The organism is Pseudomonas sp. rhizo66, assembly GCF_031931925.1.
Classification (GTDB): Bacteria; Pseudomonadota; Gammaproteobacteria; order Pseudomonadales; family Pseudomonadaceae; genus Aquipseudomonas.
In genome coordinates this window covers 224,467-249,323 of the sequence record NZ_JAUJWZ010000007.1, presented here as the reverse complement: position 1 = coordinate 249,323, position 24,857 = coordinate 224,467, and the positions used below count along the sequence as shown (strand labels likewise).

The following is a 24,857-nucleotide window of genomic DNA, read 5'->3' as shown; positions in this document are numbered from 1 at the left end:
GATAGCGGTGGGTCAGTCACTGAAAATGCCCACTGATAGACCGCCATCGCTGGCAAGCCAGCTCCCACAGGGGGCGAAGGAAAATTCGTTAGCTAGACAAGTTTTTATCTGAACCATGCCTGCGCCAAATCGTCATCTAAAGTGACTACAGCGCGGGACTACATAAACGTCACGGAGAATCACACTATGAGCACCGAAAGTGCTTCGAGTCGGGGCCGTCTGCTACCGAGCCTGCTCGGCATTCTGCTTCTACTGATGGGCCTGGCCATGCTGGCCGGGGGGGTCAAGCTGAGCATGCTCGGCGGCTCGCTGTACTACCTGCTGGCCGGTATCGGCATCGCGCTGTCCGGCATTCTGTTGCTGATGCGCCGTCGCGCGGCGCTGGGCCTGTACGCCATCGTCTTGTTTGCCAGCACCGTTTGGGCGCTGTGGGAAGTCGGTCTGGACTGGTGGCAACTGGTGCCACGCCTGGCCCTGTGGTTCGTCCTCGGCTTCGTGATGTTGCTGCCGTGGTTCCGTCGTCCTCTGCTGCTGAACGGCCCGGCGCCGATGGGCACCGGCGGTCTGACCGTCGCTGTAGTGCTGGCCGGCGTCACCGCTCTGGCCAGCCTGTTCACCCATCCGGGCGAAACCTTCGGCGAACTGGGCCGCGACACTGCGGACATGACCAGCACCGCACCGGCCATGCCCGATGGCGACTGGCAGGCCTATGGCCGCACCGAGTTCGGTGACCGTTACTCGCCGCTGAAGCAGATCACCCCGGCCAACGTCGGCAAGCTGCAAGAAGCCTGGCGCATCCAGACCGGCGACCTGCCGACTGCGGATGACCCGGTCGAGCTGACCAACGAAAACACCCCGCTCAAAGCCAACGGCATGATCTACGCCTGCACCGCGCACAGCAAAGTGTTGGCCCTGGACCCGGACACCGGCAAAGAACTGTGGCGCTTCGACCCGCAGATCAAGAGCCCGGTCGGCTTCAAAGGCTTCGCGCACATGACTTGCCGTGGCGTGTCGTACTACGACGAAGCCGCGTACGCCAAGACTGAAAACGCAGCCTCGGCGGTGATTTCGGAAGCCGGCAAAGCCGTTGCTCTGGCCTGCCCGCGTCGTCTGTACCTGCCAACCGCTGATGCCCGCCTGATCGCCCTGAACGCCGACACCGGCAAGATCTGCGAAGGCTTCGGCAACAACGGCGTGGTTGACCTGACCCAAGGCATCGGCCCGTTCACCGCTGGCGGCTACTACTCCACCTCGCCAGCGGCGATTACCCGTGATCTGGTGATCATGGGCGGTCACGTCACCGACAACGAATCGACCAACGAGCCATCGGGCGTGATCCGCGCCTTCGACGTGCGCGACGGTCACCTCGTGTGGAACTGGGACAGCGACAAGCCAGACGCCACCGAGCCATTGGCACCCGGCGAAACCTACAGCCGCAACTCGGCAAACATGTGGTCGCTGGCCAGCGTCGACGAAAAACTCGGCATGGTTTACCTGCCACTGGGCAACCAGACTCCAGACCAGTGGGGCGCTGACCGCACCCCGGGCGCTGAGAAATTCAGCGCCGGCGTTGTAGCCTTGGACCTGGCCACCGGTAAAGTGCGCTGGAACTACCAGTTCACCCACCACGACCTGTGGGACATGGACGTTGGCAGCCAGCCAACCCTGCTCGACATGAAAACCGCCGACGGCGTGAAACCGGCACTGATCGCTCCGACCAAACAGGGCAGCCTGTACGTCCTCGACCGTCGTGACGGCACGCCAATCATCCCGATCAAGGAAATCCCGGTTCCGCAAGGCGCCGTCAAAGGCGACCACACCGCCCCGACCCAGGCCCGTTCGGACCTCAACCTGCTGGCCCCGGAACTGACCGAAAAAGCCATGTGGGGCGCGAGCCCGTTCGACCAGATGCTGTGCCGCATCCAGTTCAAGGAACTGCGTTATGAAGGCCAGTACACCCCGCCGTCGGAACAGGGCAGCCTGATCTACCCGGGTAACGTCGGCGTGTTCAACTGGGGCGGCGTCTCGGTCGACCCGGTTCGCCAGATGCTGTTCACCAGCCCGAACTACATGGCCTTCGTGTCGAAAATGGTGCCACGCGAGCAAGTCGCCGCCGGCAGCAAACGCGAAAGCGAAACCGCTGGCGTGCAGCCAAACACTGGCGCGCCCTACGCGGTGATCATGCACCCGTTCATGTCGCCGTTCGGCGTACCGTGCCAGGCCCCGGCCTGGGGCTACGTGGCCGGTATCGACCTGACCACCAGCAAAGTCGTGTGGAAACGCAAGAACGGCACCAGCCGCGACAGCTCGCCGATCCCGATCGGCTTCACCCTCGGTGTGCCAAGCATGGGCGGTTCGATGGTGACGGCCGGCGGCGTCGGCTTCCTCAGCGGCACCCTCGACCAGTACCTGCGCGCCTACGACGTGAACAGCGGTAAAGAGCTGTGGAAATCGCGTCTGCCGGCTGGCGGCCAGGCAACCCCGATGACGTATACCGGCAAGGACGGCAAGCAATACGTGCTGCTGGTTGTCGGCGGTCACGGCTCGCTGGGCACCAAAATGGGTGACTATGTGATTGCGTACAAACTGCCGGAGTAAGTTTTAGCGGCAGGTAACAAAAAGGCGCCACCCTGTAAGGGGTGGCGCCTTTTTACATAGAGGAGTGCCCAAAATGCCATTCACACCAAGGTGCGTGGCATCAATGGCTATATGTAGACTTAATTCAGCATCCAAAACCAAATAGCATTAGTCCGATCAACATTCAGCAAAAACAAACTAAAAAACTGTCAACTATGACAGTACCCCCCCTAATAAAAAGAGATAACCATGCAGTTGTGTGAATAGCACTTCCCCTCCAGGCGAGTGGCTGCGCACCTCCTGATGCTTGGTTCCGGAAGTTCAGGAGTTCCCTTAAATAGTCAAGGAATCCCCCATGAGCAATCCAGGAAACAGACGCGCTGCGCTCTTGTTAGCCATCGTAGCGTTGGGCGCTTCAACGCTTGCTAACGCCGAACCACTTCTTGTAGTAAAGGAAACAAATTGCAAAAAAGCGCTGAAAGAGCTAGAGGCTATCGGAGTTACACCTAGCGAAGCCAGTTGTGAAGCCAATACCAAGAAGGAAATGTCCTGGCGAGCCCATGCCCCAGGGGAGCTCTTTAATAAAACCCGTGAGATTTGCGACGCACATGGACCAGTCACATCAACTACCTATGACGGGGCTGAAATCGTTGCGTGTCACTACTACTCTCCAGCGTACATGGGAAGATAATTGCACTACGGCTTATTTGAACAAGCGATCCGGTGGGTGATGATGCCGGCGGGGCCAGTGCTAAATAATTTGCTGAGAATGGCGAACTTCCTTTAAGAGCGAGCTTGCGAGCGATTGCGTTCTGACATTAAACATTTCTGTTTGCTGACAGGGCCCCATCGCTAGCAGGCTAGCTCCCACAAGTTGAAAAGTGTTTGTCTTTGGGAAATGTACTCGTCCTACAGACGCTGAAAGTTGCGCGGAGTTTTCCGACAAGTCGTGTCGGTTGTGCCTCGGAAATCGGCTGGATAGGCTCGGGGGGTCGCTGCAAATTCAGCGAACGGGCGTCGCGGCCCGACTTCTGGGGCATAATTGCCACCGCTTAACAGCAGCACCCCGAGTGCTTGTTTTATGGTGGCTGTACGCGGGATACCTTCGGGTATGCCGAATGCCTCAGGTCGGTCCGCGAACCCGCGTACAGCTGCCACCCCTCTTTTTGCGTCGCGGCAATTAGAGGAATGGCCCAATTCCTGAGGAGTAACAAATGAAAAAGCCGACACCCAATCCACCCGAAACAAACGACACCTCGCCCTACGAATCCCCCGATTCCAAGAAATTCCACGAAGCCGCCGAACGCGCCCTCGACCACTACCTCAAACCCAACGCACTGACCCTGCGCTTCCACAAACCCAGCACCATGTTCCAGGTCGCCCCTGATCAGGACAGCGAAAGCCTGCTGGTCCACGCCTGCGAATCCCTGGCCCAGGCCAGCCTGATGACCAGCGACATCGCCGCCTACATCGACCTGCCGCAGCGGCGCACGATTCTGGCCATCCAGCAGATCATCATGCTCGCCGAACTGGCCGTGAACCGCGTGCTGGATAACCACGAAATCCCCGCAAATACCTGACAACCCCCCTGCGCAGGAGCTGCCGCAGCTCCTGCACATGGTCAGCGTTAGCCCGGCTGACTCAAAACGCTTTGCCTCCACTTTTCATCCGCTGCAATCGATCATTGATCAATTTCTCAGCCTGTTCGCGGGTCTCAAGCAACAAGCTCTCTTCTGTCGGGCCATAGATCACCCGAAAATGCAGTCCCGGAGTGTCGGAGGAATAGTTGCGAATGATGTAATCCTTGTAACTCGAATCTGTATAGCTCACGGTCTGATTCCTTGAAGTCGGTAGATTGGCATGCAGCATCCTGACGCCCAAGGGCGCCTGGTTAATCTCGGATCGAACGGGCAATGTGTCTACTGTCAGAAATTACAGGGGCTCAAGACCGCTTCGAAATAAACCGCAATGAATTTTGATCTATGAGTGATGCACCCGTTGAAGATGCCCCTCGAGAGACATCACCTTTTTTGCGCACGCCAATCACCCATGTAGGAGCTGCCGAAGGCTGCGATCTTTTGACTTTGTTTTTAAAAGCCAGATCAAAAGATCGCAGCCTTCGGCAGCTCCTACAGGTTGAAATGTGTTGGTCTGTGGAAAATGTGCTCGTCCTACGGACGCTGGTTATTACGCGGAGTTTCCGACAAGTCGTGTCGGTTGTCCCTCGGAAATGGGCTGGATAGGCTCTGGGGGTCGCTGCAAATTCAGCGATGGGGCGTCGCGGCATACATATATACCACCCGCCCCCCACTGCCCCTCGCCATGCTGGCCCCTCATCCTCAGCATGGAAAAAGCGCCCATGAACCCCGCGACAGCCCCCACACCCGAAGAGATCAGAAACGATCTCAACGCGATCGCTCACCACCTGTTCGGTACACAAACCCCATTGCTTCCCGAACAAAAACCGACCAGCGAACAGGTCTTCCTGACACGCCTCGAAGAGCAATTGAAAACCTACCGAACAAGCTACCTGCAACGCAGCCGCGTACTGTTTCAAGCGCTGGAGAACAGCGATCTGCAAAGCGACGAAGGCAAACAGCTGATCGCCACGCTGAAAGTCAGGCTGAACACCCAACTGGTCAACATGGACCAGCGCGACCGGATCGACGACAAACCGGCGAAAACCTTCCTCACATACGACGCAGGCTTCACCGCCATCGGCCACGAAGCCAGACAAGCCGTCACCGACCGCCTGCTGCACCCGCAAGCCGGCGAACTGTTGCAAAAGCTGGATCTGCTCCCGATGCTGCGCCCGGCCATTTACGCGCTGCAGTTCAGTTATCAAGACACCACCGTCGAGCTGGCCGGCGCCTTCGTTGTCACGGAAAAGGACACTCGCCGCGTCAAGGACTTGCAGACCGACCAAAGCATGGGTTTCGCCCTGCTGTTCACCCCCGCAAGAGGCATCGAATTCTTCAACTCCCTTGCTGATCTCGACAGCCAACTGCGTGCATCGCTGAACCAGGCCAGCGGTAGCGAGGAGTTCATGGCCATGCTGCCGACGCGCTATCACGCCGTCGGCGCAGCAGGGATCTGGCCGCTAGAGCTGGCGCCGATCGACAGCAAACCCTTGTTCGAACACACCTACGATGCGCTGATCGAAAAACGCACGCAGGATATCGAGCGCGCCTTGAGCTTCGCCGATAACCCGCAGCAAGACCCCAAGCGATTGTTCACTGCGCTGGAACGCGCAATTGCTGCCGCCCTGCCGGATCTCACGCCGCGCCTGGCATTGCGCGCGCAAACCTTGTTCGAACGCCACCTGCGCTACAGCGCACCGGACTGGTTTCGAAGCGCCAGCACTGCGCAAAAAGACGCACTGGCGCAACATCTGCGCAACTACCAGCAGGCACGGCAAGAACTGCTCGACTTGATGGAGCCGGCCGGTAGCCTGACGGCACTGGCCCGCCAGCAATGGCTGGAACGCCTGAGCGAAGACCTGGAAATCGACGATCTCGAACCGGAAAAGTTAAGCCTTTCGACCGATCGCCGAGTGCCGGGCTACGGCGTTTATGTGCATCAATCCAGTCTGCTTGAGCTGTCCTTGCGCGGCCCGCACACCGGCGATGAATTACCGGGCTCGGAATTTTTGAAGCACACCACCCTCACCTACGATGATGCGCCTTTGCCGCCAACCTACGCTGACGTGACACCGGCGTGGCTGATCAGGCAAGCCGTGGAGCTGCAGCCACGGATTGACTTCAATCACCAGCAAAAAGAGCTGCTGGCCAGGCCCGCGATCAAGCCCGCCATCGAGCAGATGCTCGATAAACGTATCCTCGCCCTCGCTCACACGGCGTTGCTGCAAGGGCACTTGCTCGACAGTGACCTGCAACTGATCGAGCGCCTGCGTGACGGCAGCGATGCGCGCCTGCGCGCCTCCACCCTGTCGTTACACGGTGCACAGTTGCAAGACTTGTGGGTACTGCGCCAGAACGACGACGGCGGCGCGCTCAAACGGCTGTTGCTGTGCACGCCACAGGCGCCGCGAGCGCAACAATTCCAGGCCTTCGCCAGTGAGCGCGAATGCCAGACCCACTTGCTGGGCTGGGCCAGGCACAGCGATGTCGCCGAGAGCATGGCCGGCTACCTGATCAGCCGCGCGCCGATGCGCTTTCGCGCGAAGCTGCGCCACGTGCTGGCCGGGCTGAGTTTCAAACCTGAGGCGCTGGAGCATCAAAAGGTCACGTTCGATCACACTGGCAGCCATCCCGATTGCCTGCGTGCGATGGCTGAACATGTGCTGGCCACACGGATAGACGACTACGATTTCTGTACACCGTCGTGGTATCGCTCCACCACGGCTGCCAACCGCCGGAAGCTGACGACCCTGAGCGAAGACGCTGAAGGTGCCTTGCGTGCATTCAACAGCCACGCCTTGTCGGGCAGTCGCTTTCCGGCGTTTGATGACTACGTCCACGCGCAAGCCAAAATCAGCTTGAACCGCTTGCTCAAGCGCACGACCAATGATGTCGATCCGGATACCGTCTGGGCGTACTCGCCGAGTTCGGTCGTGCGCTCGTGGACGCCAAAACCGTTGACCTACACCACGCTTTATCGCGACGGCTACGCCGACGGCGTCGGTTTTCTCGATGAGAAATTTTCCCGCTCGGCCCGCTTCAAAGGCCCGCAAGGCATCGATATCAGCAGCCTGACCGCACAGAATGTCGCGCGCTCGGTCACCGGTGTGTGGATCGGCCAGCGCTACATCGACAAGGTCAAGGCTGAACTGCAAGGTTCGACGAGCGAAGGCTACGACTTCAGACGCAACGCGACCCTGGCCATTACCCAGCGCCAGATGAAAAGCGCCGCGCTGGAATGCCAGCTGCAAGGCCATATCGCCAGCCGTGATCTGCAATGGCTGGAGCAGAGTATCGACAGCATGGCTGAGACGTCCGGAGCCATGCGTACGAAATATCCGATCCACCGTTTGATGATCGACGGCGAATGGGTGCTCGATACGTGGCTGTTCAGCCATGGCGACAACCCGGTCCTGCTCTACACGCCCGATGCGCCCGACGGTGTCGGTTTTCGCGAAGCGCGGTTGTTCAATTATCTGCTCCAGCAGCAGTCCGGCATGCTCGAATACCTGACCTTGCGGGTCGGCATCAGTGCCCGCACGCGGGTGCGTTCGCACCTTGAAACCATCAAGAAAGGGCTGCCCAGGGACCTCAATAAAACCACGCCCAGCCCGGCACGTTATGACGCTACCCGCTCAGTCACGGCGGTCAGTGATCTGCGCACGGCCCTTTACGACATGAAGCTGCAACGCCGGATCGACGACGTCAACGCCACCACCACCAGCCGTGCCGAGATGATCGCCAGTCTGGTCTGGACCAGTGTCGAATGGATCACCGCCATTGCGACTGCACCGTTCCCGCTGCTAAGCCTGAGCACCGGCCTGTTGCTGGCGTTCAAGGACACCATGCTCGCCCTGCACGCGTACCGTCAGGGTGACCACGGCGAAGCCTTCCAGCATCTGCTCGGTTATCTGTTCAACAGTGCCGGCGCGGTGCTGACCGACCTGCGTCCGGCGTTGCGTTCACTCAAACTCGCGCGCCGGCCGTTGCGACAGAGCATCGCCAGCGCCAGCAACGAACAACAGAATGCAATGGCCGTGATCGATCGAGTGTCATCCGGCCCCGAACGGGATAAATTGAGTGCGGTGATTTTCAGAGGCCAGGTGTTCTATATCCGGGAAAATGCCGACTTGCTCGGTCGTCATGTGCTCTACCTGAACAACCCGGAATTCGGCGCCCCCCTCTCGAGCGGCATTCTCGCCGTGCGCAATTCCGACGGGGTGATGGTGCGCGCCGGCGTGTCCGGCGGTGCGCCGAAGTACGAGGCCGTGCCAGAGCCAGACGGTCCGCACAAGATCTATGGCGTCGAGCCCAAATACCGCCAGCGCATCGAAACAGTGATGAATCCGCAAACCCGGGAAAGCATCCTCCTTAGCAGTCAAGACTACATGGGCAGCGATCCCCGCTTGATCCTTGTCGGGGTCGTGGAAGATCTTGCCTCGACACGCACCGCTTACCTGAAGCAGGTCGAAAAGCTCAGCACAGACGCCGCCGCGCATTTCGCTGACCTTGCCGCGCTGCCAGCCCGCGCCGAAGTCCCGCCGATCGCCGACGACTTGTCATTTACACAGTTGATCGCCAGTGACGCGGTCAAAGGGAAGAATCTGGTGATCGGTGCCCAGCCCGGTTCGATCGCCAGCAAACAACTGCTGATCAATCATCTGGACACCCTCGTTGAAAGTGGCTTCAAGCGACTTTACGTGGAATACCTGGCAGCGGATGTCTTCAACGCCAAGCTGGAAAAAATGAACAAGGGAAAATCCTGGAGACACATCAAAAAACATCTTGAAGCGGTCGATCGTGCGCTGGGCCATGAGAAGAACGCGCCATTTTCTTATCTGGCGCTGGTGCGTACCGCTCGCGAAAAGGGCCTGAAAATCCATGCGCTGGATGCTTCGACCAGCTACAAACTGGAAGGCGCTCTGGTGCTGGACGACGTTTCGCCATTGACCCCTCGCAGCAACAGCCTGAGGAATTTCTATTCGCACAAGACGCTGGCCGCCGATATCGCCGACGCGTCTGAAGAGCGCTGGGTGATCCTCACCGAACAATCACGCATGTGCACCTTCGACAGCACCCCCGGCCTGGCCGACCTGCACGCGGCTGTCGCCGTGCGCGTGGAAGATGTCGCAGAGGGTCAGGCGGCACGCATCAGCCTCGATTCAGCCGGGGCAATCGCCGGGGATTCGGCAGCCAAGGGCGATTATCGTGTGCAATGGCCGACGGCGTACAAGGCGCCTCAGCCCGTCTCCAGGCCGGCAGCGATTGCCCCCGTTGTCGAGCATTTCAGCGAATACGATATCGCGCCCTCCATGCGCGACGATATTGCGCAAATGTTGAACCAACGCTATGCCATGGACTCACGCTACAGGCCGACCGTACCGAGTGAAGGACAGGCGTATGATGAGTTCATCGCCAACCGCAGGCGTCTGGAGAAAAAGGCCAGGGACGCATTTACTCACTACACGCCCCCCGAAGCGGCCACACTCCCGACGCTCAACTCAGACACCACATTCGAAGAGTTTTTGCGGCTGCTGGCCGACGCACGCTTGAACCTGCTGATCGGCGAGGCCCATCCCCACGTATCGAGCAAAGCGCTGCTGAAAAAGCACATGAAGGCGCTCAAGCAAGCCGGGTATGACACGCTGTACGTGGAACATCTGTTCACCGATTTGCACCAGGCCGATCTGGATATTTTCCATCGGACGCAGCGCATGCCGGACAGACTGAAGGCTTACCTGCGCGCTCAGGACCATGGCCACATGCCCACCTATGACGGTAACGATAACTATACAGAGGTGTGTCAGGCGGCAGCCAAGTACAACATCCGGATCAGGGCACTCGATTGCACGGCGTCTTATCACCTCAAGGGTGTGCTTGACGAAGATATCTCGCGAAACGAGATGTTCAGCTATTTCGCCACCCAAGTCATCGAAGCCGACCAACTGGCACACGGACCGCATAAGTGGGTGGCCTTTATCGGCAATGCCCACACTAACTACAACCTGGGTGTGCCGGGTCTGGCGGATACCCTCTCGGCGGTCAGTCTGAATGTGCGCGACACCGTGCCGGAACTGGCCAGAGGTATCCATCGCGGGACATGGGAAGTGGTGGCCAGCATGCGCGGCACCAATAGCCGGGCCTTGCGCAGCGATTTCCTGCTGGAAGTGGCCGTCGCCGGAAAGCAAAAGCCAGCCCCGACGCCGGCCGTCGATCGCAGCAAACTGACCCGGTCCGGGATGTTCATGATCGAAAATACGGATACGGACGGGCTCCGTCTGGTGCATAAATCCAGGTCCGGTGAGATTGTTGAGACACCGATCCAGGTCAACGATCACGGCTTGTTTTTCGTTGATCGCTGGGAGAAAAAAGACGAGGGTTTCAAATACCTGCGGACCTTGATCGATATGCTGGTCAGTGATTTGAAATTGATCGAGGTGAAATAACCGTCAGGTCTGACCTGTACATTGCCAACAACCACCGGGCGTGACGGCCCGGTGGTTTTTTATAGCCCGGATGCCACCGTTCTGCGCCGTACAGCAATAGCGCAGGCCAATGCAAGCGTGGATGTTTCGGGTAGCGTTCAGATAAAAAACAACGATCGCCAAGTGCAGAGAAACCCTGTCAAAACCCTGAACACACAAGCAGAAACACCGCCCCCCATTGAAACCACCCAAGGCCTGCCCCATCTAAGACCCATACCCCATTGCGCAGGTGCCCCATGAGCGACCAGCAAGAATTCCCGGAAAACCCCGACGACTACACCGAAGCCGAACACATCGAACACACCTCTTCCGGTAAAGGCCTCGCCCTGCCAGGCCAGAACCTGCCGGACAAGGTCTACATCATCCCGATCCACAATCGCCCGTTCTTCCCGGCGCAAGTCCTGCCGGTCATCGTCAACGAAGAACCCTGGGCTGAAACCCTCGAACTGGTCAGCAAATCCGAACACCATTCCCTGGCCCTGTTCTTCATGGACACGCCCCAGGAAGACCCGCGCCACTTCGATACCGACGCCCTGCCGCAATACGGCACGCTGGTCAAAGTCCACCACGCCAGCCGCGAGAACGGCAAACTGCAGTTCGTCGCCCAAGGCCTGAGCCGCGTACGGATCAAGACCTGGCTGAAACACCACCGCCCGCCGTATCTGGTCGAGGTCGAATACCCGCACCAGCCCACCGAGCCGACCGACGAGGTCAAGGCCTACGGCATGGCGCTGATCAACGCGATCAAGGAACTGCTGCCGCTCAACCCGCTGTACAGCGAAGAGCTGAAGAACTACCTCAACCGCTTCAGCCCCAACGACCCGTCGCCGCTGACCGACTTCGCCGCCGCCCTCACTTCGGCGACAGGTAATGAGTTGCAAGAAGTGCTCGACTGCGTGCCGATGCTCAAGCGCATGGAAAAAGTCCTGCCGATGCTGCGCAAGGAAGTCGAAGTCGCGCGTCTGCAAAAAGAGATTTCGGCGGAAGTTAACCGCAAGATCGGCGAGCATCAGCGCGAGTTCTTCCTTAAAGAACAACTCAAGGTTATCCAGCAGGAACTCGGCCTGACCAAGGACGACCGCAGCGCCGACCTCGAACAGTTCGAGCAACGCCTGGAAGGCAAAGTCCTGCCGGCGCAGGTGCAGAAGCGCCTCGAAGAGGAAACCCACAAACTGTCGATCCTCGAGACCGGTTCGCCGGAGTACGCGGTCACCCGCAACTACCTCGACTGGGCGACTTCGGTGCCGTGGGGCGTCTACGGTGAGGACAAGCTCGACCTCAAGCACGCGCGCAAAGTCCTCGACAAGCACCACGCCGGCCTCGACGACATCAAGGATCGCATCCTCGAATTCCTCGCCGTCGGTGCTTATAAAGGCGAGATCAGCGGTTCCATCGTGCTGCTGGTCGGCCCGCCGGGCGTGGGTAAAACCAGCGTCGGCAAATCGATCGCCGAATCCCTCGGCCGGCCGTTCTACCGCTTCAGCGTCGGCGGCATGCGTGATGAGGCCGAGATCAAGGGCCACCGCCGCACCTACATCGGCGCGCAACCGGGCAAACTGGTGCAGGCGTTGAAAGACGTCGAGGTGATGAACCCGGTGATCATGCTCGACGAGATCGACAAGATGGGCCAGAGCTACCAGGGCGACCCGGCCTCGGCGCTGCTGGAAACCCTCGACCCGGAGCAGAACGTCGAATTCCTCGATCACTACCTCGACCTGCGCATGGACCTGTCGAAAGTCCTGTTCGTCTGCACCGCCAACACCCTCGATTCGATTCCCGGCCCCTTGCTCGACCGCATGGAAGTGATTCGTCTGTCGGGCTACATCACCGAAGAAAAAGTCGCCATCGCCAAGCGGCACCTGTGGCCGAAACTGCTGGAAAAGGCTGGGGTGTCCAAGGGCAGCCTGAGCATCAGCGACACCGCGCTCAAAGCCTTGATCGACGGTTACGCCCGCGAAGCCGGCGTGCGCCAGTTGGAAAAACAAATGGGCAAACTGGTGCGCAAAGCCGTGATGAAGCTTATTGATGACCCGAAAGCGGTGATCAAACTCGGGCCGAAAGACCTCGAAGCGTCACTCGGCCATCCGGTGTTCCGCAACGAACAAGTGCTGTCCGGCACTGGCGTCATCACCGGTCTGGCGTGGACCAGCATGGGCGGCGCCACGTTGCCGATCGAAGCGACGCGGATTCACACGCTTAACCGTGGCTTCAAACTTACCGGGCAACTGGGCGAGGTGATGAAGGAATCGGCGGAGATCGCCTACAGCTACGTCAGTTCGCACCTGAAACAGTTCGGCGGCGACGCGAAGTTCTTCGACGAAGCCTTCGTTCACCTGCACGTCCCCGAGGGCGCAACGCCGAAAGACGGCCCGAGCGCCGGCGTGACCATGGCCAGCGCCCTGCTCTCCCTCGCACGTAATCAACCGCCGAAGAAAGGCGTGGCGATGACCGGCGAACTGACCCTGACCGGGCATGTGCTGCCGATCGGCGGGGTGCGCGAGAAGGTGATCGCGGCGCGGCGGCAGAAGATTTTCGAGCTGATTTTGCCGGAGCCAAACCGGGGTAATTTTGAGGAGTTGCCGGATTATCTGAAGGAAGGGATTACTGTGCATTTCGCCAAGCGGTTTGCCGATGTGGCGAAGGTACTGTTCTGACCGGTAGCCCGTAGCCCCTCACCCCAGCCCTCTCCCCCAGGAGAGGGAGCCAACCGAGCGGTCTTGCGCTATGCGCCGACCTGAAACACCGGGTCGATTATGGATTCGCTGACGCACGCTCAGGTCGGCGTACCTCGCCAATATCCCCCGATCAGTCCCCTCTCCCCCTGGGAGAGGGCTAGGGTGAGGGCTTGGCGTTGTCACACTTTGTCTCATCTTCAGTTATGCTCGCCGTTCGTCGTGAACGCCTGGAGCCGCTGACCTTATGTCCCCCACTCGCCTGTTTCTCCCCCTCGCCCTCTCGTTGCTGGCCGCCTGCGCCACGCCACCGAAACACAACGTGACCGTGGAAAAACAAAGCGAATGCCCCGTGAAACTCACCAATGGGCAGAACCTGATCGTGACGCTGCCAAGCAACCCGACCACGGGTTATCGCTGGGCCATTCAGGATTCCGCCGGCGGTGTGTTGCGCGCCCTCAGCCCCGAGGTTTACAGCAATCCGGAGGATGCTGGCGTGGTCGGCGCGGCCGGGATTTCCACTTGGCGCTTCCAGGCTTTTGCCCCCGGCACCGGCCGCCTGCGCCTGACTTCGCAACAGCCATGGGCGCCGGAAGTGCTGCCGGTGGAAACCTTTGACTGCGCCATTTCGGTGAACTGATCGTGGGCTGGCTGATTCTGGCGCTGATGGGCGCGGTGACGTTTCTCTACGGTGTCAGCACCCATGCGGCGTTGCTGTGCCTGTTGGTCAAACCGCTGCCGGTACTGGCGTTGCTCGGCTGGTTGCACGATGCACCGCCCAGCGACTATCGGCGCTGGATCAGTCTGGGTCTGATTTTCTCGCTGCTGGGTGATGTGTTGCTGGCGTGGCCGGGGGATCTCTTTGTGTTTGGCCTCGGTGCGTTTCTGGTTGCGCATCTGGCTTATCTGAAAGCTTATCTGAGTGACTGCAAGCGTCTGGCGGTGTTGCCGCTGGTGCTCGCCCTCGGTGTTGGCGCGATGCTGCTGGGTCTTCTGATTTCCAGCGGTCTTGGGCCATTGCTGGTGCCAGTGATTGTCTATGGCACGGCCATCAGCGCGATGCTCTGGCGTGCCCTCGCTCGTCTCGGAACCGATGTGCCGAAACGTTCGGCGCTACTGGCGGCGGGCGGTGCAGTGGCGTTTGTGTTCTCTGACAGCGTGATTGGCATTGACCGGTTTGTATCGCCATTCCACGCCGCGCCTTACGTGATCATCCTCAGCTACTGGCTGGGCCAGTGGGGCATCGCTGCCTCGGCGTTCTCCCAGACCAAACGCGCTAGCCTTTAAAAGATCGCAGCCTTCGGCAGCTCCTACAGAAAACCGCATTCCCATGTAGGAGCTGCCGCAGGCTGCGATCTTTTGATTTTCCGCTTTATCAGACAACCCAAGCATCCCCGCGCCCTTTTGGCTAAAATGCCGGCCTTTCCATTTACACCGCCGGAACCGCCGTGAGCAAAGAACCCGATCGTATTTTCGCCAAGCCTTTGGCCCAGGTGCCTGACTTCGCCTTCAACGAAGACGTCGTGCGGGTATTCCCGGACATGATCAAGCGCTCGGTGCCGGGTTACCCGACCATCGTTGAAAACCTCGGTGTGCTCGCCGCGCAGTTCGCCCAGCCGCACAGCGTGCTCTACGACCTCGGCTCATCGCTGGGCGCGGTCACTCAAGCCCTGCGCCGCCACGTGCGTACCGACGGCTGCCGGGTGATCGCTGTGGATAACTCCGCCGCCATGGTCGAACGCTGCCGCGAATACCTCAACGGTCAGGATTCGATGTTTCAGGAGTTGCTGCCGGTCGAAGTAATTGAAGGCGACATCCTCGCCCTCGATTTCCAGCCTGCTTCGGTGGTGGCGCTGAACTTCACCCTGCAATTCATCGCCCCGGATCAGCGCACCGCGTTGCTCTCGCGCATCCGCCAATCGCTGCTGCCGGGCGGCGCACTGATTCTCTCGGAAAAGCTGCGCTTTAACGATGCCGAAGAACACGCTCTGCTCACCGATCTGCACGTCGCCTTCAAGCGCGCCAACGGCTACAGCGAACTGGAAATCGCCCAGAAGCGCAGCGCCATCGAAAACGTCATGAAGCCCGACAGCCTCGAAGAACACCGCGAACGCCTGCTGGCCGCCGGGTTCTCGAAAGTCGTGCCGTGGTTCCAGTGTCTTAACTTTGCCTCGTTGATTGCCTTGCCATGATTGATCTGTCCCCCCTCGCCCGCCGTCTGGCCGGCACATCGCTGGCCGAATGGGCCAACACCCTGCAAGCGCAACTCGATAAAAAGATGGAGAAAGGCCACGGCGATCTTGAGCGCTGGCAAAGTGCGCTGGATGCCCTGCCGAAGATCCAGCCGAGTGAAGTCGATCTGCTCAACGGCCTGAAACTCGACACCGATTGCGACGAGGAAACTCGTGCGCAGATGCGTACCGCGCTAATGGGCCTGTCGCCGTGGCGCAAAGGCCCGTTTGATCTGTTCGGCGTGCACGTCGACACCGAATGGCGTTCGGACTGGAAGTGGTCGCGCGTCGCCCCGCATCTGGATCTGAAGGGCAAACGCATCCTCGATGTCGGTTGCGGCAACGGTTACTACATGTGGCGCATGCTCGGTGCCGGCGCTGACAGCGTGATCGGTGTCGACCCGAACTGGTTGTTCTTCTGCCAGTTCCAGGCCGTGCAGCGTTATCTGTCACAACCCAATGCCTGGCACCTGCCGTTCCCGTTCGAAGACTTGCCGCCGAACCTCGAAGGTTTCGACACGGTGTTTTCCATGGGCGTGTTCTACCATCGCCGCTCGCCAATCGAGCATTTGCTGGCGCTGAAGGATTGCCTGGTCAAGGGCGGCGAACTGGTCCTGGAAACGCTGGTTGTCGAAGGCGACAAGCATCAGGTGCTGGTGCCGGAAGATCGTTATGCGCAGATGCGCAACGTGTGGTTCCTGCCGTCGGTGCCGGCGCTGGAATTGTGGCTGCGTCGGGCCGGTTTCACCGATGTTCGTTGTGTGGATGTCAGCACCACGACGGTCGAGGAACAGCGCGGCACCGAGTGGATGAAGTATCAGTCGCTGAGCGACTTCCTTGATCCGGAAGACCACAGCAAAACCATCGAAGGCCTGCCGGCGCCGATGCGTGCGGTGATCGTTGCCAAGAAGTAACCCAATCGCCCAAACACCGCAGTGGGGCTACCCCTCACCCCAGCCCTCTCCCCAAGGAGAGGGAGCTGATCGTTGAGCTTTTCAAGACTTGAGTTCGACTCGGAATCTCAGGTCGACGGACTTGGCCCATCCAGCTCGGTCAGCCCCTCTACCCAAGGAGAGGGGGCTGTTCGTTGAGCTTTTCAAGACTTGAGTTCGACTCGGAATCTCAGGTCGACGGACTTAGCCCATCCAGCTCACCCCAGCCCTCTCCCTCTGGGAGAGGGGGCCGATCTTTGGGCTTTTCAAGACTTGAGTTCGACTCGGAATCTCAGGTCGACGGACTTGGCCCATCCAGCTCACCCCAGCCCTCTCCCCAAGGAGAGGGGGCTGATCGTTGAGCTTTTCAAGACTTGAGTTCGACTCGGAATCTCAGGTCGACGGACTTGGCCCATCCAGCTCGGTCAGTCCCCTCTCCCTCTGGGAGAGGGTTAGGGTGAGGGGCTTTTGGCTCTTCGGGCGCGGAAGAACTCGGTCAGCACCGCGCCACACTCCTCCGCCAACACCCCACCTTCATACAACACCCGGTGATTCAAAAAGCCCTGGGTGAAAAACTGCCCCTGGCTTTGCACAATCCCCGCTTTCGGCTCCAGCGCGCCATACACCACCCGCGCCACCCGTGAATGCACGATCAAACCGGCGCACATGCTGCACGGCTCCAGCGTCACATACAGCGTGCTGCCCGGCAGACGATAGTTATCCACCGCCTGCGCCGCCGCGCGGATCGCGACCATTTCCGCGTGGGCACTCGGGTCGCTGGTGCTGATCGGGCAATTGAAGCCGCGCCCGATGATCTCGCCGTCCTGCACCAGCACCGCGCCCACCGGCACTTCGCCGAGGGCTGCGCCTTGTGCGGCGAGGGTCAGGGCTTCGCGCATGAAATCGCGATCACGGCTGCGGTCGATGATCGCGGCAGGGCGAATCTGGCGCATCACTTCACCTCGATGGCGGCCATCAGGCCGGTTTCCATGTGATCGATCACGTGGCAGTGGAACATCCACACCCCCGGATTATCGGCCACCAGCGCCACTTGCGCGCGCTCGTTCTTGCCCAGCAGATAGGTGTCGGTGAAGTACGGAATGATCTTGTGCCGGTTCGACGCAATCACCTTGAAACTCATGCCGTGCAGGTGGATCGGGTGCTGATACTGGGTCATGTTCTTCAATTCGAAGATGTAACTCTGTCCCAGTTTCAGGCTGGCAATCGGCCGGTCGGCGCAGGTCTTGTCGGTGATGTCCCAGGCCTTGCCGTTGATCTGCCACAGGCTCGGCGGTTTGCCGTTGTCGACGTTGACCGACACCGAGCCGACCCATTCGAAATTGAAGTTGAGTTTCTCGGCATTGGCCAGATCCGGCTCGGCCACCGGATTGGCGGGCAAGGCTTTCGGCCAGTCGCTCGGTCCATCGTTGTTGGCAACCGAGCGCAGCGTGCCCAGACGCACCGGGCCGTTGCGCAGCGACAATTCTTCACCCGCTGCCGGCGCCTTGATCGCCAGACAAATACGCATGCCCGGGCCCAACCAGTATTCCTTGCCCAGCGGACGCGGCTCGACCGGGTTGCCGTCCAGTGCGTAGATCTGCGCTTCGACGCCGGGAATGTTGATGCGGTAAGTCAGGGTGTTATCGAGGTTAAGCAGACGCACGCGGGTAATCTGCCCGGCCGGCAACTCGATCACCGGAGTCGGCACGCCGTTGATGGTCGACAACCGCCCCGCCGTGCCGCCGCGTGCGGCTTCACGGGGGATGCTGAATTCGACGAAATTGCCTTCGTCATCGATGTGCCAGTTTTTCAGGCTCAAGGTCTTTTCGTACTTGAAGCCGGTCGGCTCGCGCTCTTCGACGATCAGTGGCCCGACCAGCCCCCGCCCGAGTTCTTCGCTGCTGCTGACGTGGGGGTGATACCAGTAGCTGCCGGCATCCGGTACGCGGAATTTGTAATCGAAATACTCACCCGGCAGCACCGGCAGTTGCGACACGTACGGCACGCCGTCCATTTCCAGCGGCAGACGAATGCCATGCCAGTGAATGGTGGTCGCCACCGGCAGATGGTTGATGAAGCGCACCCGCAGCCATTCCCCCTGACGCACGCGTAACTCGGTGCCCGGTGCCGACGGCCCGAACGCCCAAGCCTCGGTCTTGTGCCCCGGCACCAGCTCGACGTCCAGCGGCGCGGCGATCAGCTCATAGTCGTGGCCCGCCTCGGCGTCGGCCATTTTCCCCAGCCAATAACGCGACGCGCCCCCCGCACCGACACCAACGACAACAAGACCGGCCAGGCCACCGAGGATTTGGCGACGGGTAAAGGACATGAACTCAACTACCTCACGTATCAGCGACAGGCCCTGAAAGCCTGCAAAAGGCGAATACGATACACCTGCGGTTGAGAAACAGTAAGGGCGACCTGAGGCCGCACGCCCCTGACGGTTTAAGGTCGCAGTCCAGTAATCAGGTGCACCACACCGCCCGTCAAGGGCATCACGCCCGCGACCCCGGCGGCGCTCAACGCCTGTTGATCGATCCCCGAGACATCACGCAATACAACCCGCACCCGCGTCAACGCCAGTGGTTGCTGCGACTGAAGGTTATCCACACCACCCAGCGCCGCGACAATTTCGCGGCTCAATCCGTCGCTCGGCGCGGCCGGTGCTTCGGGTGCGTCCACCACCAGATCCGGGGTCAGGGCCTTCCAGAATGCCTTCTGCAATTTATCCAACATCTTCAGTTCTCCAGAACCCGTAAAGTATCGACGGTTGCCTCGTGAAACAGCTGCAACGCCTCGCGCACCTGCCCGGCACTTTCCAGACCCAGCACCTGTTTGGCGATGATCTGACAATCGGCCAACTTCAGCTCGCGCACCGTCGCCTTGACCGGCGCAATCATCGGCACACTCACCGACAGCTCATCCACGCCCAAGCCCAGCAACAGCGGCACCGCCAGACGTTCCGAAGCCATCGCCCCGCACACGCCGACCCATTTGCCGTGGGCGTGCGCGGCCTTCACGGTCATGGCAATCAGGCGCAATACCGAGGGATGAAAACTGTCCGCCTGACTGGCCAGACGCGGGTGATCGCGATCCATCGCCAAGGTGTATTGCGTCAGGTCATTGGTGCCGATCGAGAAGAAATCCACCAGCGGCGCAAACAGGTCCGCCATCAGCGCCGCAGCCGGCACTTCGATCATGATCCCCAGTTTCGGCCGTTGCGTTAGCCCCAGTGCGAGGATTTCCTCGTCGAGCATCTGCCGCGCCAGACGCAGCTCGGACAGTTGCGTGACCATTGGCAACATGATGTGCAAACGCGTCAGCTCGCAACAGCCGAGCATGGCCCGGAACTGCTCGCGCAATAACTGCGGGCGCTCCAGACACAAACGAATGCCGCGCACGCCGAGGAACGGGTTGGTTTCGCTGTCCATGGGCACGTAGGCCAGCGGTTTGTCGCCACCGACATCCAGGGTGCGCACCACCAGATTGTGCGCAGGTCCAACGCAGCGGGCGATGGCGCCGTAGGTGGCGACCTGTTCGTCATGGCCCGGCGCGTGATTACGGCCCAGATAGAGAAACTCCGAACGCAGCAGGCCGACGCCCGCACCGCCCAGGGCCATGGCCTGCTCGGTTTCCGACAACGAGGCGACGTTGGCCGACACCTCGACGTGATGGCCGTCACGGGTCCGTGCCGCGAGCGTTGCGCTGGCCAACTCATGCTCATGGCGTTGACGCTGTTGCGCGCGCCGCGCCTGCCATTGACTGACGGCCGCAGGATCGGGCTGCACATGCAATTCGCCCTTGTCGGCATCGAGCAATACCGGGGTGCCGTTGCTCAGCGCGAGCAGTTGCACCGGCACCCCGCAGATCGACGGCAAACCGCAGGCACGGGCGAGAATCGCCACGTGACTGGTTGCGCCGCCACCGACCGTGGCAAAACCCAGCACTTTGCTGGTATCGATGCCGGCGGTCTGCGACGGGGTCAGTTGATCGGCAATCAGAATGCTGCCTTGCGGCAGTTCCAACGCCTGCTCGCCAATCCCCAGCAGCCGCTTGAGCACGCGGCGCCCGACATCGGTGAGATCCGCCGCCCGTTCGGCCAGCAACGCACTGCCCAGTTGGCGAAACATCGCCGCGGTTTCTTCAGTGGCTGCACGCCAGGCGAACGCCGCGCTTTTGCCCTGACTGATCAGCGCTTGGGCCTGATCGAGCAGGCCCGGATCTTCGAGCAGTTCCTGGTGCGCCTTGAAGATCTCGGCTTCGGCCTCGCCAGCGGCGGTGTCGCGCAAATGCTGCAAGGCCAGATCGGCTTCGATCAGGGCATTGCCGAGGGCCGCGCGTTCGACGTCCGCTCCGGCGCCGAACTCACTGACGTCGAACACCGGTTCGCTGATCTGCACCACTTGCCCCAACGCCGAACCGGGTGACGCGCAGACACCGCGCAGCAGGGTCAGAACCTCGGTTTCGACCACTTCGACAGATGCCAGCGCCGTCACCGTTTCCCCGCAGCCATCAACCAGTAATCGAGTCAGCGCCTCGATTGCTGCGTCAGCATCTTCGCCCACCGCACTGACTTGCACGCTGTCGCCGAACGCGGTCTGCAACGCCATGATCGCCACCAGAGATTTGGCGTTGGCCTGAGCCTGCTGTTTATGCAGGTAGATCTTTGCCGCGAAGCCCTTGGCCGCTTGCGCGAACACTGCTGCCGGGCGCGCATGCAGGCCATTGGGGTTGGGCAGTTTCAACTGCTGTGAAAACACCGCCGGACTTTCTGCCGCGACTGACTCCTCGCTGATCGCCTGTGCGCTGACAAGCTCAAGCAACGGCTGACCGGTTTCGACCCCTCCGCTCGACGCGACCAACCAGGTAAACGGCTCACCGCTGACCACCAGCATCAATGTCATCAGACTGCGCGCATGTCGGGCAATGTAATCGGCATCGAACTTGATCAACGCCTGTCCGGCGGCAACCCGCTGCCCTTCTTCAACCAGACGGGTGAAGCCTTGCCCGCCGAGGTTCACCGTGTCGAGGCCGATGTGCATCAATACCTGCACGCCATGGTCATCGGTGATACTCACGGCATGCCCGCTGGCCTGCACGTTGCTGACGATGCCGGCCAGAGGCGCACACAGGGTCGACGAGGTCGGGTCGATGCACAGACCGTCGCCGATCACGCGCCCGGAAAACACCGGATCGGGCACCTGTTCCAGCGCTATCAGGACACCGGACAAGGGAGCCAGCAGTTGCAATTGTTGGGGTGTGGCCATGACGTCACCTGCAGTTTTGTGCTTTGAAGTGCCCATGGAGCGCGACGCTCCATCAGCATCGCTTATTTCCACCAGTATTCGACCTGCAATCCGACATTCGCACCGTGGCGAGCGCTACCGAAGGCGCCGGTGTCAGACAGTGCCGAGCCTTTGGCCAGTTGGTTGGCCGCCCGTTTGGCCGCCTCGTTCCAGGTGGCGTACGTGTAATACAGACGCACCTCGGGACGCGCCCAGAACTCCGGGCCCTTGGGCGACCAGGTCGGGGCAAATGTGAACTTGCTCAGTTTGCGCGTGCCGCCCGGAGCTTCGACTTGATCATGGCCCAGCTCGGTGACCAGTTTGAAGTGTTCGCTGAGCGCGTAAGTCGGACGCACACCCAAAGAGATCCAGTTCTGATCTGCACCGTCCGGGCGAATGTCTTTCTGATACACCGCCGCAATCTGGCCACCGAAACGCGGCGTCACCTGCCAGTCGAAAAACTCGACGATCCGGTAACTCTTGTTGCTGTCGTCCAGTTTGACGTTGCCGGTATAACCCAGCCCGGTGCCCGGCCCTTCACCGTATTGCAGCGCCAGTTTGTTCTTGCCGCCCAAAAAATCCGTTTGCACATGTTGCGTGGTGATCGCCCAGCCCCGGTGGGCATCGCGGCTGTCGGGCTTGTCGATATAGCTCAAGCCGAATTCCAGCTCGCCGCCCGGATTGGTCTTGAACCCGGCGACGTTGAAGTCGTGCCGATTGATGTAGTCCTTCTGGTACAGGTTGTCCTTGCGCGAGAAGGCGTAGCTGTATTTCAGATCGCCGATCAACACGTCCTCGACCCCGCCCCCCGTGGCACTCTGATTCCAGTAATAGAAGTCGGAAATATGGATGTCATTGCGCTTGTAGTAACGGCGCCCGGCCCACAGTGAGCCACCGTTGAGTGCGGGCATCGCCGACCACTGTGCATAAGCCTGCGGCACGCGAATCGAACCATTGTTGTCTTTGAAGGTGGGGCTGCGGTCGTAGCGGTTATACAGCGAGGCCATGCCGTCGACACTCAGTACCGAACCATCGTCGAGGGTGTACAAGTCCTGGCGCAACTCAAGCTCGCCGTACTGCTCGCATTCGTTACCCAAGCGATATTTGGTCTGCGCACCCGGTAACTGGAAGCACGACTGACCGCTGCTGTTGACCGACGTGCCGACACCGCTGCGCAAGTACCCGCCAAACTCCAGCGCCTGTGACGTTGGCGGTAAAGCCAGGCAAAAACCTGCAACTGCAAGGCTGCGATTTATTGTTGTTTTCATAAGCCACCCCATTGTTTTTATTGTCTGGTTGCATAAATTCGGCGCGCAGAAATCCCCCGCGCATTGCTCTGCGTGTTTTTTTGAAAGCTGGTTTTTTTAGTTAAAGGTCAAGGGTCGATCAGGTGCACGACGAATGACTCGTAAGGTCGCAATGTCACCTGGCGCTTGCGCAACGGCCCGTCCGGATAATTGCTGATCAACTGGCGCTGGCTCATCGACTCGCTGATGACCGTCGATGGCAACTCCACTTCACAGGTAGTCCCGTAGAAGTTGTTCACCACCAACAAACGCTCGGCGCTGCCTTCACGCACATACGCCCAGACCTGCGGATGTTCGGACAGCAATTGTCGGTACAGCCCATCGGTGATCAACGATTCGCTGCGGCGCAGCGCGATCAGACGGCGGTAGTGATGCAGCACCGAGTCCGGGTCGTCGAGCTGATGGGCGACGTTGATCTGCGCGGCATTGGCCGGCACTCCGATCCACGGTTCAACGCTGCTGAAACCGGCGTTCGGTCCAGCGTCCCAATGCATCGGTGTGCGCCCGTTATCACGGGATTTCTGCTTGATTGCCGCCATGTTGTCGGCATCGCTGCTACCGGCTTCGCGCTTGAGGCGAAAGATGTTCAGCGTCTCGACATCGCGGTAATGCTCGATCGATTCGAACCCCGGATTGGTCATGCCCAACTCTTCGCCCTGATACACGAACGGCGTGCCCTGCAGAAAATGCAGCGCTGTGCCAAGCATCTTCGCCGAGCGTTCGCGGTGTTCGCCGTCATTGCCGAAACGCGAGACCACGCGCGGTTGATCGTGGTTACACCAGAACAGCGCGTTCCAGCCGCCACCGGCCTGCATGCCGGTCTGCCAGTCGGACAGAATCCCCTTGAGCTGAAGGAAATCGAAATCGGCACGTACCCACTTTTGCAGGTTCGGATAATCGACTTTCAGGTGATGAAAGTTGAAGGTCATCGACAGTTCTTTCGACTGCGGATTCGAATAACGAATGCAGTGTTCGAGGCTGGTCGATGACATCTCGCCGACATTGATCAGGTCGTGTCCTTCGAAGACTTCGCGGTGCATCTGCTGCAAGTACGCATGGACATTCGGCCCGTCGGTATAGAAGCGTCGGCCATCGCTGTTGTCTTCGGGAAAGTCTGCAGGCTTGGAGATCAGATTGATCACATCCAGACGAAAACCACCCACGCCCTTGTCCCGCCAGAACTGCATCATCCGGAACACTTCGGCGCGCACCTTGGGGTTGTCCCAATTCAGGTCGGCCTGGGTGTGGTCGAACAGGTGCAGGTAATACTGGCCTGTCTGGGCTTCGTACTCCCAGGCGGAACCGCCAAACTTGGATTCCCAGTTGTTCGGCTGATCTCGCCAGATGTAGAAATCACGGTAAGGGTTGTCGAGGCTGCTGCGCGCCTGTTGAAACCACACGTGCTCGATCGAGGTGTGATTGACCACGATGTCGAGCATCAGCTTGATCCCGCGCTTGCCCGCCTCGGCGATCAGTAACTCGCAGTCGGCCATGCTGCCGTAGCTCGGGTCGATGGCGTAGTAATCGCTGATGTCATAGCCGTTATCACGTTGCGGCGAACGCAGGAATGGCGTGATCCACAAGCAGTCGACACCCAGCCACTGCAGGTAGTCGAGCTTGGCAACGATACCGAGCAGATCCCCCGTCGGGTTGCCGGCGTGACTATGAAAACTCTTCGGATAGATCTGGTAGATCACCGAACGCTGCCAGTCTTGCATGGCACAACTC

The 24,857-nt window shown here is 60.1% G+C and carries 16 protein-coding genes; 9 read left to right on the top strand and 7 right to left on the bottom strand.

All coding sequences use genetic code 11. The annotated features are described in order from the left end of the window. The first annotated feature begins 186 nt into the window (after window positions 1-186). The 3 genes from QZR14_RS11310 (at window position 187) to QZR14_RS11300 (ending at window position 4,157) form a co-directional block, all read left to right on the top strand. The gene (locus tag QZR14_RS11310; protein WP_311996570.1) at window positions 187-2,598 is read left to right on the top strand and encodes a glucose/quinate/shikimate family membrane-bound PQQ-dependent dehydrogenase; all 2,412 of its coding nucleotides are present in this window, start codon (window positions 187-189) and stop codon (window positions 2,596-2,598) included. Between the two features lie 334 nt (window positions 2,599-2,932). Then, on the top strand, window positions 2,933-3,268 hold the full coding sequence (locus QZR14_RS11305; RefSeq protein WP_311996569.1) for a hypothetical protein: 336 nt from the start codon (window positions 2,933-2,935) through the stop codon (window positions 3,266-3,268). A gap of 523 nt (window positions 3,269-3,791) precedes the next feature. Further along, complete coding sequence (locus tag QZR14_RS11300) at window positions 3,792-4,157, top strand: DUF6124 family protein (RefSeq protein WP_311996568.1); 366 nt, start codon at window positions 3,792-3,794, stop codon at window positions 4,155-4,157. A 61-nt stretch (window positions 4,158-4,218) separates the two neighbouring features. On the opposite strand, the gene QZR14_RS11295 is transcribed toward QZR14_RS11300, so the two are convergent. After that, window positions 4,219-4,407 carry a hypothetical protein gene (locus QZR14_RS11295; RefSeq protein ID WP_311996567.1) on the bottom strand — a complete coding sequence of 63 codons (189 nt, stop codon included), beginning with the start codon at window positions 4,405-4,407 and terminating at the stop codon, window positions 4,219-4,221. Between the two features lie 529 nt (window positions 4,408-4,936). On the opposite strand from QZR14_RS11295, the gene QZR14_RS11290 reads away from it, so the two are divergent. The 6 genes from QZR14_RS11290 to cmoB all read left to right on the top strand — a co-directional run bounded on the left by QZR14_RS11290 (window position 4,937) and on the right by cmoB (window position 16,519). Further along, a complete protein-coding gene (locus QZR14_RS11290) occupies window positions 4,937-10,663 on the top strand; it encodes a membrane-targeted effector domain-containing toxin (RefSeq protein WP_311996566.1) in 5,727 nt (1,908 codons plus the stop codon). Window positions 10,664-10,938: 275 nt separating this feature from the next. Continuing rightward, window positions 10,939-13,356 carry an endopeptidase La gene (gene lon / locus QZR14_RS11285; RefSeq protein ID WP_311996565.1) on the top strand — a complete coding sequence of 806 codons (2,418 nt, stop codon included), beginning with the start codon at window positions 10,939-10,941 and terminating at the stop codon, window positions 13,354-13,356. Window positions 13,357-13,621: 265 nt separating this feature from the next. Next, complete coding sequence (locus tag QZR14_RS11280) at window positions 13,622-14,014, top strand: protease inhibitor I42 family protein (protein ID WP_311996564.1); 393 nt, start codon at window positions 13,622-13,624, stop codon at window positions 14,012-14,014. A gap of 2 nt (window positions 14,015-14,016) precedes the next feature. Next, window positions 14,017-14,661 (top strand): lysoplasmalogenase, encoded by a 645-nt coding sequence (locus QZR14_RS11275; RefSeq protein ID WP_311996563.1) that lies wholly within the window; start codon window positions 14,017-14,019, stop codon window positions 14,659-14,661. A 161-nt stretch (window positions 14,662-14,822) separates the two neighbouring features. Then, entirely contained in the window at window positions 14,823-15,566 is a 744-nt protein-coding gene (gene cmoA, locus QZR14_RS11270) for a carboxy-S-adenosyl-L-methionine synthase CmoA (protein ID WP_008082499.1), read from the top strand. Then, window positions 15,563-16,519, top strand: a complete 957-nt coding sequence (gene cmoB, locus QZR14_RS11265; protein ID WP_311996562.1) for a tRNA 5-methoxyuridine(34)/uridine 5-oxyacetic acid(34) synthase CmoB — start codon at window positions 15,563-15,565, stop codon at window positions 16,517-16,519. Before cmoA ends, cmoB begins: the two co-directional genes overlap by 4 nt. 470 nt (window positions 16,520-16,989) lie before the next feature. Here the strand turns inward: cmoB and tadA are convergent, their stop codons facing one another. The 6 genes from tadA to treC form a co-directional block, all read right to left on the bottom strand. Next, a complete protein-coding gene (gene tadA, locus QZR14_RS11260) occupies window positions 16,990-17,490 on the bottom strand; it encodes a tRNA adenosine(34) deaminase TadA (protein WP_034156281.1) in 501 nt (166 codons plus the stop codon). Further along, on the bottom strand, window positions 17,490-18,866 hold the full coding sequence (locus tag QZR14_RS11255; RefSeq protein WP_250606289.1) for a multicopper oxidase family protein: 1,377 nt from the start codon (window positions 18,864-18,866) through the stop codon (window positions 17,490-17,492). Before QZR14_RS11255 ends, tadA begins: the two co-directional genes overlap by 1 nt. Before the next feature lie 116 nt (window positions 18,867-18,982). Beyond that, window positions 18,983-19,273, bottom strand: coding sequence for a PTS transporter subunit EIIB (locus tag QZR14_RS11250; RefSeq protein WP_250606288.1), 291 nt, complete (start codon window positions 19,271-19,273; stop codon window positions 18,983-18,985). 2 nt (window positions 19,274-19,275) lie between these two features. Next, a complete protein-coding gene (gene ptsP, locus QZR14_RS11245) occupies window positions 19,276-21,804 on the bottom strand; it encodes a phosphoenolpyruvate--protein phosphotransferase (protein ID WP_311996561.1) in 2,529 nt (842 codons plus the stop codon). Between the two features lie 62 nt (window positions 21,805-21,866). After that, entirely contained in the window at window positions 21,867-23,090 is a 1,224-nt protein-coding gene (locus QZR14_RS11240) for a maltoporin (RefSeq protein ID WP_311996560.1), read from the bottom strand. A 107-nt stretch (window positions 23,091-23,197) separates the two neighbouring features. Beyond that, window positions 23,198-24,847: an alpha,alpha-phosphotrehalase gene (gene treC / locus QZR14_RS11235; RefSeq protein WP_311996559.1), complete on the bottom strand. Its 1,650-nt coding sequence runs from the start codon at window positions 24,845-24,847 to the stop codon at window positions 23,198-23,200. Window positions 24,848-24,857 lie beyond the last annotated feature (10 nt).

Coding starts and splice junctions, on each gene's coding strand:
- QZR14_RS11310 (WP_311996570.1), top strand. CDS start 187: ATGAGCACCGAAAGTGCTTCGAGTCGGGGCCGTCTGCTACCGAGCCTG.
- QZR14_RS11305 (WP_311996569.1), top strand. CDS start 2,933: ATGAGCAATCCAGGAAACAGACGCGCTGCGCTCTTGTTAGCCATCGTA.
- QZR14_RS11300 (WP_311996568.1), top strand. CDS start 3,792: ATGAAAAAGCCGACACCCAATCCACCCGAAACAAACGACACCTCGCCC.
- QZR14_RS11290 (WP_311996566.1), top strand. CDS start 4,937: ATGAACCCCGCGACAGCCCCCACACCCGAAGAGATCAGAAACGATCTC.
- lon (WP_311996565.1), top strand. CDS start 10,939: ATGAGCGACCAGCAAGAATTCCCGGAAAACCCCGACGACTACACCGAA.
- QZR14_RS11280 (WP_311996564.1), top strand. CDS start 13,622: ATGTCCCCCACTCGCCTGTTTCTCCCCCTCGCCCTCTCGTTGCTGGCC.
- cmoB (WP_311996562.1), top strand. CDS start 15,563: ATGATTGATCTGTCCCCCCTCGCCCGCCGTCTGGCCGGCACATCGCTG.
- tadA (WP_034156281.1), bottom strand. CDS start 17,490: ATGCGCCAGATTCGCCCTGCCGCGATCATCGACCGCAGCCGTGATCGC.
- QZR14_RS11255 (WP_250606289.1), bottom strand. CDS start 18,866: ATGTCCTTTACCCGTCGCCAAATCCTCGGTGGCCTGGCCGGTCTTGTT.
- QZR14_RS11250 (WP_250606288.1), bottom strand. CDS start 19,273: ATGTTGGATAAATTGCAGAAGGCATTCTGGAAGGCCCTGACCCCGGAT.
- ptsP (WP_311996561.1), bottom strand. CDS start 21,804: ATGGCCACACCCCAACAATTGCAACTGCTGGCTCCCTTGTCCGGTGTC.
- QZR14_RS11240 (WP_311996560.1), bottom strand. CDS start 23,090: ATGAAAACAACAATAAATCGCAGCCTTGCAGTTGCAGGTTTTTGCCTG.
- treC (WP_311996559.1), bottom strand. CDS start 24,847: ATGCAAGACTGGCAGCGTTCGGTGATCTACCAGATCTATCCGAAGAGT.